This window comes from Paenibacillus vietnamensis, assembly GCF_020169515.1.
GTDB classification, from domain to species: Bacteria; Bacillota; Bacilli; order Paenibacillales; family Paenibacillaceae; genus Pristimantibacillus; species Pristimantibacillus vietnamensis.
In genome coordinates this window covers 378,002-394,088 of sequence record NZ_JAHMHW010000002.1, presented here as the reverse complement: position 1 = coordinate 394,088, position 16,087 = coordinate 378,002, and the positions used below count along the sequence as shown (strand labels likewise).

Here is a 16,087-nt window from a genome sequence, read left to right as displayed (position 1 = left end):
AAAGCGAGGTCGATACTGAAATGGCAAACCGCATCACGATTCAAGCAGATTTGGCGGCGGGCAAAATTAATCGCAATATTTACGGGCATTTCTCCGAGCATTTGGGCCGGTGCATCTATGAAGGAATCTGGGTCGGCGAGGATTCTCCGATCCCGAATACGAACGGAATCCGCAACGACGTCGTGGCCGCTTTGAAGCAGCTCAAAATTCCCGTTCTCCGCTGGCCGGGCGGCTGCTTCGCGGACGAATACCATTGGAAGGACGGCATCGGTCCGCGCGAATCCCGCAAGCAGATGATCAACACGCATTGGGGCGGCGTCGTCGAGAACAATCATTTCGGCACGCACGAGTTTCTAATGCTGTGTGAAATGCTGGAGTGCGAGCCTTATATTTCGGGCAACGTCGGCAGCGGCACCGTGCAGGAAATGTCCGAGTGGGTCGAGTACATGAACTTTGACGGCGTATCGCCGATGGCGGAGCTCCGCAAGCAGAACGGCAGGGAGAAGCCGTGGAACGTAAAATATTTTGGCGTCGGCAACGAGAACTGGGGCTGCGGCGGCAATATGCGTCCGGAATATTACGCGGATGAATATAGAAGATACCAGACATATGTCCGCAGCTACGGCGAGCATAAGATCCACAAAATCGCCTGCGGCCCGAACGTGGACGATTACCGCTGGATGGACGTCGTTATGCGCGAAGCGCACTGGATGATGGATTCAATCTCGCTTCACTACTACACGGTTCCGGGCGAGTGGAAGAAGAAGGGCGCGGCTACCGGCTTCTCCGAGGACGAATGGTACACGACGATGAAGAAAGCGCTTTGGATGGACGAGCTGGTCACGCGCCATTCGACGATCATGGACAAATATGATCCGGACAAACGCGTAGGCCTTATCGTCGACGAGTGGGGCACGTGGTTCGACGTCGAGCCGGGCACGAATCCGGGCTTCCTGTATCAGCAAAACACGATCCGGGACGCGCTGGTTGCAGGTTTGACGCTGAACATTTTCCAAGATCACTGTGACCGGGTGCAAATGGCGAACATTGCGCAGGTTATCAACGTGCTTCAATCGGTTATTTTGACCGAGGGAGAAAAAATGGTGCTGACGCCGACCTATCATGTGTTCGACATGTATAAGGTGCATCAGGATGCGACGCTGCTGACGACGACAATCGAGAGCCGGAAATATGCGCGAGGAGATCAGGAAATTGCTCAGGTATCGGTATCCGCTTCGAAGGATGCGGGCGGGCGCATTCATATCAGCCTGTGCAATCTGGACAACCAGTCCGGTGCGGACGTGGTAATCGATCTGCGCGGCCTGGCGGGACAAGGATTAAAAGTATCGGGCACGGAGCTGACCGCTTCAGTCAAGGACGCCCATAACACGTTCGAGCAGCCGAATGCGGTCGTTCCGACCGGCTACAGCGAGTTCTCGGTCGAAGGCCATTCGATCAAAGCGAAGCTGTCGCCGATGTCGGTAACCGTGCTCGAGCTGATCTCGGAATAAGGCGGCGGCGATGCACGGCAAAAACGGCAGCTGCAAGGGCTGCAGCGACGAGTACAGGGTGACGGAGGAGCAGATCGACCGGATTTTGGCTATTGAGATGTTCCGGACCGGCACCAGTGTGCCCGACGATGTTTATGAGCAGCGTCTGGAGCATTGCCGGGCGTGCCCGAAACTTCAGCAGGGGACGACCTGCGCCGTCTGCGGCTGCTTCGTCCGGATCGCGGCAAAGTTTAAAGACCGGGTTTGCCCGCTGCCGGGCGACAGCCGCTGGGGAAAATACGCATAGCCGGATATAAGCAATAAGAAGAAGCCGTCCCAACCGGGGACGGCTTCTTCTTTGCGCTGACTCGATCCTTAGGCTATTTACAGCTTTTGACCGGATCCCGTATCGCCTTTCGAACGGATCCGATTGGTCCGTGGCTCATAACCTGCGGCGGACGGCTGAGCAGGCTGCTGTGCGCCCGCCGTTTGTCCTTTCATTGGATTGTAGCTGCAGCCGGCGGGAGGTCCCAAAAACACGGTATCCCTGATGGGGGAGAGAGCGGCTTGCAGGGTCGTCTCATCGAGGCAATAGGTATAGGCAAAGACGCCCGGCGGCGTTAACCGCAGCAGATCCGAGCCGAAAACCACCTCGGGAATTGGGGCGTTGAAAATGGCGAGCAGATGCGTTTGATCCGTGACGGCGATCTCGTAATGCCACCAGCCTTGAGGCAGGTTTACAACCTGGCCGGGCTGAATGCGGTAATACTGGTACCGGTTCGTGTTCAGATTTAACAATGCAATGTCCGCAATGCCCGAGATGCAATAGACAAGCTCGTCTGCATTCGGATGGTAGTGCGGTTCGACTACGTTCCCTTTGCTAAGGAAGATATCCAGCAGCGAGGTGCCGGCCAGCGTATTAAGCTGCTTGGAGGATAAAACGTTGACGTAATTATTGCTGTCTTTTCTGAAAAGAGGACTATCGTTCAAATCGTAAGCGAACTGCGCCCCGGGGGACGAGTAGTCGACATAGGAAGCCATGAAGGTGCTGCCCCGCTTTCTCATGCAGTTTGGACTCTTATGAGGGTAGCATATGTGTTTGCCTACAAGGATGTGAGCATTTTTACGCGCAAAAAAACGGCCGCCGGTAGCATGCCTTGATGCATGCCCCGGTCGGCCGTTTGCGGTTTCAAGCTTATTTGTAGCCCGGAAGCCAGCTGCCGTGCGCTTCGATCAAATCGTCGCATAGGGCGACGATGTCGTCCATCGAGAGCTCTGCGGACGTATGCGGATCTAGCATCGCCGCGTGGTAAATATGCTCGCGCTTCCGCGTGACGGCCGCTTCGATCGTCAGCAGCTGCGTATTGATGTTCGTGCGGTTGAGCGCGGCAAGCTGCGGAGGCAGATCGCCTACGTACGTCGGAGTTACGCCGTTCGCATCGACAAGGCAAGGCACCTCGACGCAGGCTTCCTTCGGCAAATTCGTAATCAGTCCCGTGTTCATGACGTTGCCGCCGATTTTGAACGGGTTGTTCGTTTCAATCGCTTCGAAAATGTACGACGCGTATTCATGGCTCCGGCAGTGCTCGAGATTGCGGTCGCTTACAAGCGAGTCGCGCATCGACTTCCAGCCCTCGATCTGGTTGACGCAGCGGCGCGGATATTCGTCGAGCGGAATGTTAAAGCGCTCGATCAGCTCCGGATAATTGCGCTTGATGAAGTAGGGGTGGTACTCGGCGTTATGCTCGGAGGATTCTGTAATGTAATAACCGAATTTGAGCATCAGCTCGTAACGGACCATGTCATGATGCTTTTCCTTCTGCTTCTCGGCGGCGCGGCGCTTGATTTCGGGATACAGGTCCACGCCGTCCTTGCTTGCTTCGAGCAGCCATGCCATATGGTTGATGCCGGCAATTTTGTATTTGACGCCCGTTTGGTCCATGCCCAGATGCTCGAAGAGATGCGGTACGCAAACCTGCACGCTGTGGCACAGCCCGACCGTTTTGACGCCGCCGTACGTGTTCATCACATTCGTAAGCACGGCCATCGGGTTCGTGTAGTTCAGGAACAGCGCATCCGGACATACCTCGTTAATATCGCGGGCAAAGTCGAGCATGACCGGAATGGTGCGCAGATTGCGGAAAAGGCCGCCGATGCCGACCGTATCGGCGATCGTTTGGCGCAAGCCGTATTTTTTCGGAATTTCGAAATCGGTAATGGTGCAAGGGTCGTATCCGCCGACCTGGATCGCGTTCACGATGTATTTGGCGCCGCGCAGCGCTTCCTTGCGGTCGGTATAAGCTTTGATGACGCAGGTGCTGCCGCTCGTCTGCTTCAGGTTGAGCAGCATTTGCTCGGAGTCGCCCAGACGCTCGGCGTCGATATCGAATAATGCGATTTCAAAGCCTTGCAGAGCCGGGGTCTGCATGACATCGCCGAGAATATTTTTCGCGAATACTGTACTGCCTGCTCCGATAAACGTAATTTTGGACATGAATGTTGGCCTCCCATTTCGTTGGTTGCTGACATCTTCAGTATAAGGTCGGAGCCGCCGAATGAATATGGAAGGAACGAAGCATTGTATGGAGTTTTGTTGCAGCATTTAGTATGATGGGAGAAACGGACGAGAAGGAGCCGAAGCATGGATACCCATCATTATTTCTCATTAAGCATCAATGCAGCCCCGTTAAAGGGGGAAATGTCGGTGCTGTTCAGCGGGCTGGGCCAGCCCGTCGCCGGGCATTTTATCGGTCCCGCCGTACACGATTATTATTTGATCCATGTCGTGCTGGACGGGGAGGGCGTGTTCGAAACGCTTGGCGAGTCGCATGAATTAAGGGCCGGCGATGCATTCGTCATCTTTCCGGATCTGCTGGTCAGGTATCAGGCCGACATGATTCGTCCGTGGAAGTATATGTGGGTGGCGTTCTCCGGGGATATTGTGGAGGACTCGCTCTCCTCGATCGGCATCAAGCCGGACACGGGAGTATTTCGGGCTTGCCGGTTGCCGGCGATGAAAAGGATGTTCCGTAGCCTTCGCAAAGGTATGGAGAGAAAGGATAATCCCGCACTGGGAAATATGGAAGCGTCGGGCTGGCTCCGGATGATTTTGCACGAGCTCGGGAGTGGGCGCCAAGGGGTGGAGACAGAGGCAGGCGGCCCGCGTACGCGCTCCTACCGCCAAATCGATCAGGCGATCCGGCTTCTGTCGCTTCAATACGGGCAGCAGCTATCGATCGAAGGGATTGCCGCAACGCTCGGCTACCACCGCTCCCATTTGACGCGGCTGTTCAAGGAGGCGACAGGCTTGTCGCCGATGCAGTATTTGCTCAAGGTGAGAATGAAAAAGGCGGAGGAGCTGCTGGAGGGCGAACTCACCGTCGCGCAGGTCGCAGCCTCCGTCGGATATAACGACCCGCTGTTCTTCACGAAGCAGTTTCACAAATGGAGCGGGAAGTCTCCAACGGATTACAGGCGTTCGCGCAGGACCGATGAGGACGGGTGAAGGGCCGGCGAGGTACCGGTAAAGATCCGGTAAAAGTTTGTCAGACCGGCTCCTTAACGTGCTTCACGGATCTGCGGATGACGAGCTCGGCCGGCAGCACGATTTTTTTCCACGGCAGCGCCGTTTCCCGGTCCTGGATTCTCTCGATGAGCATCTGCATGCCCATATAGCCGAACTGGTACGCCTGCTGGGCGGCAACCGTCATAAACGGCTCGACCTCCGAATAAGGCCCCAAATCGTCGAAGCAGACGAGGGACATATCCTCCGGCACCCGGATTTGCCTCGCGCGCAGCAGTCTTAATATTTCCACGGCCAGCACGTTGTTGCCGGCCACGATCGCGGTCGGAGCCGGATCCATCCGGTCCAGCCAATTCCCCATTTCCGTCAAATCGCTGAGCGGCCCGAAGCTGGTTTCGAACAGATAACGCTCGTCATAGGCCAGGTCGTTCAGCTTTAGCCCCTCCATATACCCCTGCAGCCGCAGCCTTGCGCTTGAGATCGAAGGGGACCCGTTCACCAGCGCGATGCGCGTGTGGCCGGCTTCAGCCAGGTGGCCGACCAGCCGCCGCGCGCCTTCCTTGCTGTCGCCGAGCACGATATCGCATTCGATGCCGGGAACCTCACGGTCCAGCAGCACGAACGGCACGTTATGCTTGCGCAGCGATTCCAGATGAGCAAGCGACGGATCGCCTGCAGGCGCCACCATTACGCCGTCCACCCGCGTCGTCAGAATCGTCGTGACGTAATCGGCCTCTTTCTCCAGGCTTTCGTCGCTGTTGCCGAACAGCAGGCGGTAGCCCGATTTTTTGGCCGCATCCTCGGCGCCGCGCGCCAGCGTCGTATAGAACGGGTTCATAATATCGGTGATGAGCAGGAACAGCAGCTTCGTCTGCTGGAGCACGAGGCTGCGCGCCGTCTGGTTCGGCACGTAGTTCAGCTCCTCCATGACGCGCTTTACCTTCGCCCTTGTTTTTTCGCTGATTTTCCCAGTGTTATTGATAACTCTGGAGACGGTCATTGCGGATACGTTTGCTTTGGCCGCTATGTCGTAGATCGTTACCATCGGTTTCGTCCCCTTATCGATAAATCGTAGAATCTATCATACAAAAAAGTAAGCGTTGACAGCAAGGTTTAATCTTGTTACTTTAAGGTTATCGATAACATTATTATAACCCACTGGAGGTCATATTTATGTCAGAAGCAAACCAGCGCTTTCAAGCCGGATTTCCTAAAATCGGCATTCGTCCTACGATCGACGGCAGACGCAAAGGAGTTCGCGAATCGCTCGAAGAGCAGACGATGAACATGGCGAAGGCTACGGCACAGCTGTTGTCCGAGAGTCTTCGTTATCCGAATGGCGAGCCGGTAGAATGCGTCATCGCCGACACCTGCATCGGCGGAGTTGCCGAGGCGGCCGCTTGCGCGGAGAAGTTTGCAAGGTCAGGCGTAGGGGTATCGATAACCGTAACGCCTTGCTGGTGTTACGGCACTGAGACGATGGACATGGATCCGTCTATCCCGAAAGCGGTATGGGGCTTCAACGGAACCGAGCGTCCCGGCGCGGTATATTTGGCAGCGGTGCTTTCCGGCTATGCGCAAAAGGGCCTTCCGGCATTCGGCATTTACGGCGAGCACGTGCAGGACGCGGGAGACACGACGGTTCCGGACGACGTGAAGGACAAGCTGATCGGCTTCGCAAGAGCCGGCCTTGCTGTTGCATATATGAAAGGAAAATCGTATTTGTCGATGGGTTCCGTATCGATGGGGATCGCCGGCTCGATCGTAAACGACTCTTTCTTCCAGGAGTATCTGGGCATGCGGACCGAGTATATCGACATGACGGAATTCGTGCGCCGCATGGAAGAGAACATTTACGATACGGAAGAATTCGCGAAGGCTCTTTCCTGGGTGAAGGAGAACTGCCTGGAAGGTCCGGACAACAACCCGGCCGACATTCAGACGTCCCGCGAGCGCAAGGATCAGGACTGGGAAACGGTTGTCAAAATGACCCAAATCGCGCGCGACCTGATGGTGGGCAATCCGAAGCTGGCGGAGCTTGGCTTTGGCGAAGAAGCGCTCGGCCACAACGCGATCGTCTCCGGCTTTCAGGGCCAGCGGCAGTGGACGGATCATTTTCCGAACGGAGATTTCATGGAAGCGCTGCTTAACTCCTCATTCGACTGGAACGGCATCCGCGCTCCGTACATCGTGGCTACGGAAAACGACAGCCTGAACGGTGCGGTTATGCTGTTCGGCTATTTGCTGACAAACACGGCGCAAATTTTCGCCGACGTCCGCACATACTGGAGCCCTGATTCGGTTGAACGCGTAACCGGTCATCAGCTGTCCGGAGCAGCCAGCGGCGGCTTGCTGCACTTGATCAATTCCGGACCGGCTACGCTTGACGGCACAGGCGAGCAGTCGAGGGACGGCCAGCCGGCGATGAAGCCGTTCTGGGAAATTTCCGAGGAAGAAGCGCGCAAATGTCTGGCGGCAACCTCGTGGCGTCCGGCATCGGTCGAATACTTCCGCGGCGGCGGCTATTCCTCGGATTACCTGACGCGCGGCGGCATGCCGATGACGATGTCCCGCATCAACCTCGTGAAGGGCATCGGGCCGGTTCTGCAAATCGCGGAAGGCTATTCCGTCGATCTGCCTGAGCATGTTCACGATACGCTTGACAAACGGACCGACTCCACTTGGCCGACAACCTGGTTCGCGCCGACTTTGACGGGCGAGGGCGCGTTCCGTTCCGTTTATGACGTGATGGACAACTGGGGCGCGAACCACGGCTCCATCAGCTACGGCCATATCGGCAGCGACCTGATTACGCTTGCTTCGATGCTCCGTATTCCGGTCAATATGCACAACGTACCGGAGGATCGCGTATTCCGTCCTCGCGCTTGGGGATTGTTCGGAACGGCTGACGCGGAAAGCGCAGACTACCGCGCATGCCAAAACTTCGGCCCTATTTATAAATAAATCGGAGGTTTTACGATGAGCAGCACGGACATTCGGAATGAATTATGCAAATATGCGCGCAAGACGGTTGCGAACAAGCTGGTTGTAGGACCGGGCGGCAACATTAGCGCGAAATACGAAGGGAAAATGTATTTGTCGCCAAGCGGTTTTGCATTGGACGAAATCGAGCCGCATCAGTGGGTGGAGGTGGATATCGAGTCGGGAGAAATGACGGATATCGGCCTGCGCCCGTCCTCGGAGGTGCTGATGCACCTCTACGCTTACCGCGCCAATCCGGATATCGGAGCGATCGTTCACACGCACCCGCCGAACTGCATTGCGTTTACGCTGGTGGAGCAGGAGCTGCCGATCATGTTCCCGGACCAGGCCGCGCTGGTCGGCAAAACGGTATACGTTCCTTACGTGCTGCCGACAACGGATAAGCTGGCCGACGCTTATGTGGAGAAGGTGAACGAAGCCAGCTCGGTGCTGCTCGGCAATCACGGGCTTGTCACATCGGGCCGCAATCTTCGCGAGGCATACTATCGCACGGAGGTTGTGGAGGAGAGCTGCAAAATTTATCTGATCGCCAAGGCGGTCCGCGAGCCGAAGGTGCTCACGAAGGAAGAGTTCGAGGAAATCGCTTCGCTGGAAAGCGAAGCTTACCGGATCCAGCTGCTGCAAAAAATGAAATAGAATGCGGCATGGACATAGACAGGGAGGATTTACCGAATGACGAAGCTAGCTTCCGTACTAGCGTTTGATCTCGGCGCCGGCAGCGGCAGAGCATTGATCGGCGAGCTTCTGCCGGATGGGCCTGACGGCAGGCCGAAGCTCGCGGTGATGGAAATTCACCGGTTTCCGAACCAGCCGGTCGCCGTAGGCGGGCATTTGCACTGGGATATTCTGCGCCTGCTTCAGGAGCTGAAGCACGCCATCCGCAAAGCCTTCCAGGAAGGCTACGAGCCGCAGACGTTCGGAATCGATACATGGGGCGTAGATTTCGGCCTGCTCGACGCGAACGGCGAGCTGCTCGGCAACCCGTACCATTACCGCGATGCCCAGACGGAAGGAATCGTAGAGGAACTCATCGGCCGCTTCGGCAAAGAAAGCTTGTACGAGCAGGGCGGCCTGCAGTTTATGCCTTTTAATACGATTAATCAGCTGTATGCGATGAAGAAGGCGGAGTCGCCTAAGCTGGAAGCGGCGCGCACGCTGCTGCTGACGCCGGATTTGCTGGCTTATTTTCTCACCGGAGAAAAGGTTTGCGAATTTACGATGGCGACGACGACGCAGCTGTTCCATCCGGTGGAGCAGGATTGGAACGTGCCGCTCATGGAAAAGCTAAATTTACCAGCCGGTCTTCTTCTGCGCCCGATCCATCCGGGGACTCGCATCGGGCCGTTGACGCCTGAAGTGTGCGAGGAGCTTTCCGTACCGCCGATCGAAGCGGTTGCGGTCGCAACGCATGACACCGAATCGGCCATCGCTGCGGTTCCGGCTTTGGGAGAAGGGCCCTTTGCCTATCTTGTATGCGGAACGTGGTCGCTGCTCGGCACCGAACGTTCTGCGCCGATCGTCACACCCGAAGCCATGGCGCTCGATTTTTCGAACGAAGGCGGAGCCTGCGGCACGTACCAGCTGCTCAAGAACATTATGGGTTTATGGATTTTGCAGGAATGCAAACGGGAATGGGACGAACAGGGGGATGAGGTTTCCTACGCCGAGCTAGTCACGCTGGCCGAAGCGGCTCAGCCGTTCCGCAGTCTGATCGCTCCGGATGACGCCGCCTTCTACGCGCCGTCCGGCATGGTCGGCCGGATTCAGGCCTACTGCCGCCAAACTTCGCAGCCGGTTCCGGAGTCGAAGGGCGAGGTGGCGAGATGCGTGCTGGAAAGCCTTGCGCTGCGGTACCGGGAAGCGCTGGAGCAGATGGAGGCGCTCTCCGGTACGGCGTTCGGCGGCTTGCATATGGTTGGCGGCGGAATTCAGAACGAGCTGCTGTGCCGATTTACCGCGAATGCTTTGGGCCGCCCGGTATGGACCGGTCCCGTGGAGGCCAGCGCTATCGGCAACATGCTGCTGCAGCTGATCGCATCCGGCCAATGCGCGGATTTGCAGGCGGCGCGGCGGCTTGTGTCCGAATCGTTCCCGATCGGGACGTATACTCCGCAGCAGCCGACGGATTGGGATGCCGCCTTCGAACGCTTCAAACGATTGATGGCTAAAAGTTCGCAGGAAGAAAAAACGGAATTGATCTAAAGGATGTGACGATATGTTAAAGGGCATTTCGAAGCTTATTTCTCCCGAGCTGCTGCAGGTGCTCAGCGAGATGGGCCACAGCGACGAAATCGTGCTGGCGGACGGCAATTTTCCGGCGGCAAGCCACGCACAGCGATTGGTCCGTGCCGACGGGCACAATATTCCGGGGCTTCTGGACGCGATACTTCAGCTGTTCCCGCTTGACCAGTATGTTGTCAGGCCGGTGGCGCTGATGCAGGTCGTACCGGGAGATACGGTACAGACTCCGATCTGGGAGCAATACCGGACGATTATTGAGAGCCGGACGGGTCTCGCCGAGCCGTTCGAGGAGGTCGAGCGCTTTGCTTTTTATGAGCGGGCCAAGCATGCATATGCGATCGTCGCGACCGGCGAAAGCGCGCTGTACGCCAACCTGATTCTCAAAAAAGGCGTAATCGCAGACTAAGATGGGGCTTGTGAACCGGAGCGGCTTCGCCTGTGCTTCATATGAAACGCGATCTGTGCGGAGCGGCGGCAAGCAGTAATGCCGGCAACACGCTCTCCGATCGTACCGTGAATCCGTTATTTCGGTGTATAGGCTGCTTTAACAAATTGAACGGACCTGAGATCCGCTATTGACGGTTTTGAGACTAATATTCTGCCTAAACAGGGAAAATAGCGGATCGTGAGTCCCAAAATTAGTCAATGACGGCCGTTTTTTCGCCAATAACGGATTCTATGTCCGCTGCTGCCCCCTCAGAAACAGTATGTACCTGCCGATTGACGGGAGTGCGGAAAAGTAACCTAAATAAGGGCTGCTTCTTAGGCGTCGATGCCGGGAGCAGCTCTTTTTCCAATTGCCGTATTCGTATTTCTCCCGGTCTTTGTTTCTTACAACCCCGCCGATGCTGCAATAGCCGGCGAAGCCCAAAGGTATGTCAGTCCTATTTTCAAAACAACGGCGGCTCTCGCCCAATAATCGGCGGAACGGGTTTTATGATTGATTGAGTTCAGGGTCCTGTGCCAACACTCGAAACAAACCAAAAGGGCCCTGCTTTCTTAAGATAAAAAACAAAAACATCCTCTTTAGTGCGCCAGTCCATGTACCTCGTTACATCGTAAAGATGGCCATATTTCATATCATATCGCTCCATGTTTGTAATATCGGATGTGAAAGCGCTTATTGGGTGAAGCCTGGCTAACATGTATCTTCTAATGGCTAGCTGCGGGAATAAAAAGCTGACAATCCATAGAGCGACTAACAAAATGAAGACTAGAATAATTGCTGTTCGTTTTTGAATCTTTATCATCATTCATCTCCTAGTTTATTTTTATAGATAGATTGCAAGCAAAGCTAAGCGGCCATTGTCCTGAATTCCATCGGACTAAGGCCGCTTAGCTGACTTTATCATTTGTATTTGTCGGCTTCCGTCTAGTCGAAAAAAGCGTTAAACAGCTCCGCCGCTTTTTGCTGGTCCGGTGAGATGGAGAAGAGGACATAACGTCCGCTGCGGACGATTTGATAGTTTTTGGCCTGTTCGTACTGATCCTGCAAATAATTTTCAAAGTTTTTCCGCACCGTTTCCGCACGCTTCTCGAAACCAGCCTTGACGGCTTCGTAGGCATCGTCCGATTTCAGCTTCACAACGGAAAATTCTCCGGCTTGAATCATAATCATAGCCTGATTAAAGGAATATTCGCTCAGCAGACTTTCCGCGTCGATGCCGTACAATTTCTTGATTTTTTCGCCTTCGACCGGTTCTAGCGAACCCAGCTTCAATTCTTCCGTCAGCTTGGCTGCAATCTCGGCCACCGTTACGTTCGAGGTCGGCTCCGGCTTTTCTGTCGGCTGCAGCGTCGGTTCCCCGGTCGGCTTCTCCGTCGGACTTGGAACAGCTGACGATATACTCGAGGGTTCCGGAGCTGCCGCTGGCGTTATCGACGGCATAGCCGATGGCTTCGAAGCCGCAGTCGGTTTCGCTGCCGGCTGCCTGGTAGGCTTTGCGTCCGTCGATGCTGCGGGTTTATCCGTCGCTTTCGACTTTACGGCCGGTTTTGCAATTGCCGAAGGTTTCACAGCAGGAACCCTGTCCGTTCCTGCAGCCGGCTTTTCACCCGGCAACGGGTCAGGCCCCGTTGTTTGCCCGTCATTCGGTTCATCCGAGCTCAGCCCTGTATCAGGCGAAGCAGCGGGTTCGTGCCCGGTTGCTTTAGTGCTGGCGCTTGGCGCCGCACCCGGCTCTTCCGTCCGGATTGCCGGCGTTTCCGCCGCTCCGGCGGGAGAGCCGGCAATCCGGACGTTCGCGCCCGTGCTGCAGCCTGATCCGATAACGGTTATGGATATGCATATTATAGCTAGATTTACTAGTTTACTCCTCATGCCAGCCATCATCATTCCCCCTTTGCTCATAGTCGGGTAAGTACGCAGGGTAGGAAATAAATGTTGCATTTCAGCGAAAAATATTAGATATAAATCTATCATAACATATGATTTCCCAAATATGGGCAAACGGTGACAAGTAGGCGTACATGCGGCGGACAACGGATCCTTTAATTGGTACGTTTTTCGTCTTTTGAGAGCATGGAGGGACACGGAATCCGTTATTCGTTAACAAAAGACCTAGAAACAGCGGATTTCGGGTAAGTAACGGAACCATGGTCCGAATGAACGGCGAAATTGCTCATTTTGGTAGGTATAGCGGAACCACAGTCCGCATGATCAGCCAAACGCATGATCGGCCAAGGAACGTTGTTTCGAAATAGAGGAACCACCGCCCATTTCCCCGGCGGAAATTAAACACTGCTCCTGAATCGGAACGCCGCGCACGGCTCACTGCTGCCGCTTCCGCACCTCCGAAGGCGTCATGCCTTTGTACTGCTTGTACAGCTTCGTAAAATAGTTCGCATTGTCGCACCCGACCCGGGCCGCAATTTCGCCGACCGAATCGTTGCTCTCGCGCAGCAGCCGCTCCGCTTCGTTGACGCGGCATACGTTGACGTATTCGACAAAAGTGCGGCCGGTCAGCTTTTTGAACAGCTTGCAGAAATGGAACGGATTCAGGTTGACCTCACGCGCCGCCGATTCTACCGTTATTTTCTCATTGAAGTTGTTCTCGATATTCCGGATCAGCCTCTTGAACCGGTCCCGGTTGGCAAAATACGGCTCGGATGCCTTCGCGTCATTCTGCTGATCCGCGAACGTGCGGGACAATAAGGCAAACAGCGCGTAAAGCTTCGACTTCACGACCAGGTGGTAGGCTGGCTGTTTGGCGGCCAGCTCGGCAATGACCTCGTCCAGCAGCGGGAAGCTTTCGCGGGCGGCCTCGCAACGCTCCGCCGGCACGACGGGAAACCGCAGGCTTCCTTCCAAATAAGGAGCTACATATTTCGCATGCTCAGGATCGTGCACCCATTCGGTAAAAAACGAAGCGTTAAACACGACGCAATCGTAATGGATGTCCTCCTCCCGCAGCGCGTAGCCGACATGCAGGCTGCCGCCGGGAATGAGCACGACGTCTCCCGGATTTACAGTATACGGCTTGCTGTCGATATGAAGCAGAGCGCTCCCTTTCCTGACGACGATAATTTCAAAATGCTCATGCCAATGCAAATAAAGCACGCAGTCGTTCGGCTTCTTCGAATTGGCCCGATTCCGGAACAGCTGGATCGGATAAGCTTTATGCTCAAGACGGGTATTTTCCCAAAGCTCCCTAGGGTTTGTCAAAGCAATCGTCACCACCACAAGATTAGACTAGTAATGCACAAGATTGTTTAGAGTAATCGGCTAATATCCCCGCTATAATGAAGTTGTTAACAACACTATAAGCCAATATTGGAGTGATAAACAAGGTGGAAAACAAATTGCGAATCGGTACGCTCGTCGGCGGAGGAACTGCGGATAAGATCATTCCGCAAATTGTGGGGCACGGCTTTGAATCGTTTACACTGACCTTCTGGCAAACGACCGGCAATACGGATCTTGTTGAAACGGCGAAGCGCGTTCGCGCTTTGGCGGAGGAGCATGATTTTGTCATTCCGGCTGTAAGCATATTCGGGAATCCTTTGACCGGAGCAGGCAATAATGCAGATACACTTGCGAGCTGGGAGCGTTTGATCGACCACGCTCATTTGTTCGGGGCCGATATTGTATCCGGTTTCACGGGCAGGCTGACGGACCGGCCGATCGACGAATCGATTCCGGCGTTCAAGGAAGTGTTCGGCGAGCTGACAAAGCGCGCGGCGGACAAGGGCGTTAGAATCGCCTTCGAAAACTGCGACATGGGCGGGACCTGGGCGAGAGGAGACTGGAATATCGCGCACAATCCGGCTGCGTGGGAGCTGATGTTCGATGCCGTGCCGGAAGACAATATCGGACTGGAATGGGAGCCCTGCCATCAAATGGTCAGCCTGATCGATCCGATTCCGCAGCTGCGCAAATGGGTCAAGAAGGTTTTCCATGTACACGGCAAGGATGCGACGATCGCATGGGATATCGTAAGGGAGCAGGGCGTGCACGGGCCGAATCCGTTCGTCTGGCATCGTACGCCGGGCTTTGGCGACACGAACTGGTCGGATGTCATTACGATTTTGCGGCAAAACGACTACAAAGGCACGATCGATATCGAAGGCTGGCACGATCCGGTTTATAAAGGAGAGCTGGAGATGACCGGCCAGGTGCATGCTCTCAACTATTTAAAGCGCTGCCGCGGCGGCGATTTCATTCCTAACCCGGTCTAAACAGATAAAGAGGAGGCTTAACGCAAATGGCGATTCAGCATAAAGTTATCGTTGCGGGCTGCGGCGGCATGGCCAATACGTGGGTGGACTACGCGAAGAAAAGGCCCGATACGGAAATCGTCGGTCTTGTCGATATTAAAGAGGAATTCGCAAGGGCGATGGCCGAGCGCAAGGAGCTTTCCTGCCCCGTATTTACGGATTTGAAGGAAGCGATCCGGGCGACAGGCGCCAATCTGGTATTCGACGTGACGATTCCGGCCAGCCATTACGCGATCGGAACGGCGGCTATGGAGCTCGGCTGCAACGTTTTCGGGGAAAAGCCGCTGGCCGAATCAATGGGCGAATGCCTTGATATCGTCCGATTGTCGGAGCAAACGGGGAGAACCCATGCCGTGATGCAAAACCGGAGGTACGATCCGAGAATCCGTTCGCTTCGCAAGCTGATCGAAGACGGTACGATCGGCAAGCTTGGCTTTATCGGGGCCGACTTTTTCATCGGCGCCCATTTCGGCGGCTTCCGGGATGCGATGGAAAGCCCGCTGCTGCTCGATATGGCGATCCATACGTTTGATCAGGCGAGGCTGATCTCCGGAGCGAATCCGGTATCCGTCTACTGCCACGAGTTTAATCCTCCGGGCTCCTGGTACGCCGGAAACGCGATGGCTATCTGCATTTTCGAAATGTCCGACGGCTCCGTCTTCAATTATCGCGGCTCCTGGTGCTCGGAAGGCGTGACGACCTCTTGGGAAGCCGAGTGGCGCGTGACGGGCGAGAAGGGGACCGCGATTTGGGACGGCCGCGGTGAGCCGTATGCGGAAATCGTTGCGGCAGGCGACCAGACCGGCAAATTTATCCGCGAGTATGAACGGGTAGGGGGCGGCACAACGGAAATGTCCGCTACCTTCCACCAGGGTTGCCTGGATGAAATGTTCACCGCGCTTGCGGAAGAGCGAAAGCCGGAAACGGATTGCAGCGACAACATTTACAGCATGGCGATGGTGCTCGCTTCACTGGAGAGCGCCAAAACCGGCCGAAAGGTGCTCATTTCGGATTTCATGAAATAGACAGCCCGAAAGCTCCGGAGACCGTCACACGGTCGGCCGGAGCTTTTTTTTGAAATACATGAAATTATATGCTTGAGCGCATAAATGAC

14 protein-coding genes are annotated in these 16,087 nt (G+C 55.4%); 9 read left to right on the top strand and 5 right to left on the bottom strand.

The features are described from left to right. The first annotated feature begins 20 nt into the window (after positions 1–20). Together KP806_RS06875 and KP806_RS06870 are read left to right on the top strand one after the other, a co-directional pair. Positions 21–1,511, top strand: a complete 1,491-nt coding sequence (locus KP806_RS06875; RefSeq protein ID WP_224722830.1) for an alpha-N-arabinofuranosidase — start codon at positions 21–23, stop codon at positions 1,509–1,511. Between the two features lie 10 nt (positions 1,512–1,521). After that, complete coding sequence (locus KP806_RS06870; RefSeq protein WP_224722829.1) at positions 1,522–1,797, top strand: DUF6171 family protein; 276 nt, start codon at positions 1,522–1,524, stop codon at positions 1,795–1,797. Positions 1,798–1,874: 77 nt separating this feature from the next. Here KP806_RS06870 and KP806_RS06865 read toward each other — a convergent pair whose 3' ends face one another. Both KP806_RS06865 and melA read right to left on the bottom strand, forming a co-directional pair. Next, on the bottom strand, positions 1,875–2,555 hold the full coding sequence (locus KP806_RS06865) for a cupin domain-containing protein (RefSeq protein WP_397376364.1): 681 nt from the start codon (positions 2,553–2,555) through the stop codon (positions 1,875–1,877). Positions 2,556–2,685: 130 nt separating this feature from the next. Then, positions 2,686–3,984, bottom strand: a complete 1,299-nt coding sequence (gene melA, locus KP806_RS06860; protein ID WP_224722828.1) for an alpha-glucosidase/alpha-galactosidase — start codon at positions 3,982–3,984, stop codon at positions 2,686–2,688. A 147-nt stretch (positions 3,985–4,131) separates the two neighbouring features. On the opposite strand from melA, the gene KP806_RS06855 reads away from it, so the two are divergent. Continuing rightward, positions 4,132–4,995 (top strand): AraC family transcriptional regulator, encoded by an 864-nt coding sequence (locus KP806_RS06855; protein ID WP_224722827.1) that lies wholly within the window; start codon positions 4,132–4,134, stop codon positions 4,993–4,995. A gap of 40 nt (positions 4,996–5,035) precedes the next feature. Here KP806_RS06855 and KP806_RS06850 read toward each other — a convergent pair whose 3' ends face one another. After that, positions 5,036–6,058 (bottom strand): LacI family DNA-binding transcriptional regulator, encoded by a 1,023-nt coding sequence (locus KP806_RS06850; RefSeq protein WP_224722826.1) that lies wholly within the window; start codon positions 6,056–6,058, stop codon positions 5,036–5,038. A 128-nt stretch (positions 6,059–6,186) separates the two neighbouring features. Between KP806_RS06850 and KP806_RS06845 the strand changes: the two genes are divergently transcribed. The 4 genes from KP806_RS06845 to fucU are packed head-to-tail and all read left to right on the top strand — an operon-like array spanning position 6,187 to position 10,663. Beyond that, positions 6,187–7,977, top strand: a complete 1,791-nt coding sequence (locus KP806_RS06845) for an L-fucose isomerase (protein WP_224722825.1) — start codon at positions 6,187–6,189, stop codon at positions 7,975–7,977. A gap of 15 nt (positions 7,978–7,992) precedes the next feature. Beyond that, positions 7,993–8,652: a class II aldolase/adducin family protein gene (locus KP806_RS06840; protein WP_224722824.1), complete on the top strand. Its 660-nt coding sequence runs from the start codon at positions 7,993–7,995 to the stop codon at positions 8,650–8,652. A 36-nt stretch (positions 8,653–8,688) separates the two neighbouring features. Further along, on the top strand, positions 8,689–10,218 hold the full coding sequence (locus KP806_RS06835; RefSeq protein WP_224722823.1) for a rhamnulokinase: 1,530 nt from the start codon (positions 8,689–8,691) through the stop codon (positions 10,216–10,218). A gap of 13 nt (positions 10,219–10,231) precedes the next feature. After that, the gene (gene fucU, locus KP806_RS06830) at positions 10,232–10,663 is read left to right on the top strand and encodes an L-fucose mutarotase (RefSeq protein ID WP_224722822.1); all 432 of its coding nucleotides are present in this window, start codon (positions 10,232–10,234) and stop codon (positions 10,661–10,663) included. 966 nt (positions 10,664–11,629) lie between these two features. Here fucU and KP806_RS06825 read toward each other — a convergent pair. Both KP806_RS06825 and KP806_RS06820 read right to left on the bottom strand, forming a co-directional pair. After that, positions 11,630–12,586 carry a DUF4358 domain-containing protein gene (locus tag KP806_RS06825; RefSeq protein ID WP_224722821.1) on the bottom strand — a complete coding sequence of 319 codons (957 nt, stop codon included), beginning with the start codon at positions 12,584–12,586 and terminating at the stop codon, positions 11,630–11,632. A 441-nt stretch (positions 12,587–13,027) separates the two neighbouring features. Next, entirely contained in the window at positions 13,028–13,921 is an 894-nt protein-coding gene (locus KP806_RS06820; protein WP_224722820.1) for a helix-turn-helix transcriptional regulator, read from the bottom strand. A gap of 125 nt (positions 13,922–14,046) precedes the next feature. Here KP806_RS06820 and KP806_RS06815 point away from each other — a divergent pair, with 125 nt between their 5' ends. Both KP806_RS06815 and KP806_RS06810 read left to right on the top strand, forming a co-directional pair. Beyond that, on the top strand, positions 14,047–14,934 hold the full coding sequence (locus KP806_RS06815) for a sugar phosphate isomerase/epimerase family protein (protein ID WP_224722819.1): 888 nt from the start codon (positions 14,047–14,049) through the stop codon (positions 14,932–14,934). Between the two features lie 26 nt (positions 14,935–14,960). Further along, a complete protein-coding gene (locus KP806_RS06810) occupies positions 14,961–15,998 on the top strand; it encodes a Gfo/Idh/MocA family protein (protein WP_224722818.1) in 1,038 nt (345 codons plus the stop codon). Positions 15,999–16,087: the final 89 nt, after the last annotated feature.

Excerpts from the sequence above, each read along its gene's own strand:
- KP806_RS06875 (WP_224722830.1), top strand. The coding sequence starts at position 21 with ATGGCAAACCGCATCACGATTCAAGCAGATTTGGCGGCGGGCAAAATT.
- KP806_RS06870 (WP_224722829.1), top strand. The coding sequence starts at position 1,522 with ATGCACGGCAAAAACGGCAGCTGCAAGGGCTGCAGCGACGAGTACAGG.
- KP806_RS06865 (WP_397376364.1), bottom strand. The coding sequence starts at position 2,555 with ATGAGAAAGCGGGGCAGCACCTTCATGGCTTCCTATGTCGACTACTCG.
- melA (WP_224722828.1), bottom strand. The coding sequence starts at position 3,984 with ATGTCCAAAATTACGTTTATCGGAGCAGGCAGTACAGTATTCGCGAAA.
- KP806_RS06855 (WP_224722827.1), top strand. The coding sequence starts at position 4,132 with ATGGATACCCATCATTATTTCTCATTAAGCATCAATGCAGCCCCGTTA.
- KP806_RS06850 (WP_224722826.1), bottom strand. The coding sequence starts at position 6,058 with ATGGTAACGATCTACGACATAGCGGCCAAAGCAAACGTATCCGCAATG.
- KP806_RS06845 (WP_224722825.1), top strand. The coding sequence starts at position 6,187 with ATGTCAGAAGCAAACCAGCGCTTTCAAGCCGGATTTCCTAAAATCGGC.
- KP806_RS06840 (WP_224722824.1), top strand. The coding sequence starts at position 7,993 with ATGAGCAGCACGGACATTCGGAATGAATTATGCAAATATGCGCGCAAG.
- KP806_RS06835 (WP_224722823.1), top strand. The coding sequence starts at position 8,689 with ATGACGAAGCTAGCTTCCGTACTAGCGTTTGATCTCGGCGCCGGCAGC.
- fucU (WP_224722822.1), top strand. The coding sequence starts at position 10,232 with ATGTTAAAGGGCATTTCGAAGCTTATTTCTCCCGAGCTGCTGCAGGTG.
- KP806_RS06825 (WP_224722821.1), bottom strand. The coding sequence starts at position 12,586 with ATGGCTGGCATGAGGAGTAAACTAGTAAATCTAGCTATAATATGCATA.
- KP806_RS06810 (WP_224722818.1), top strand. The coding sequence starts at position 14,961 with ATGGCGATTCAGCATAAAGTTATCGTTGCGGGCTGCGGCGGCATGGCC.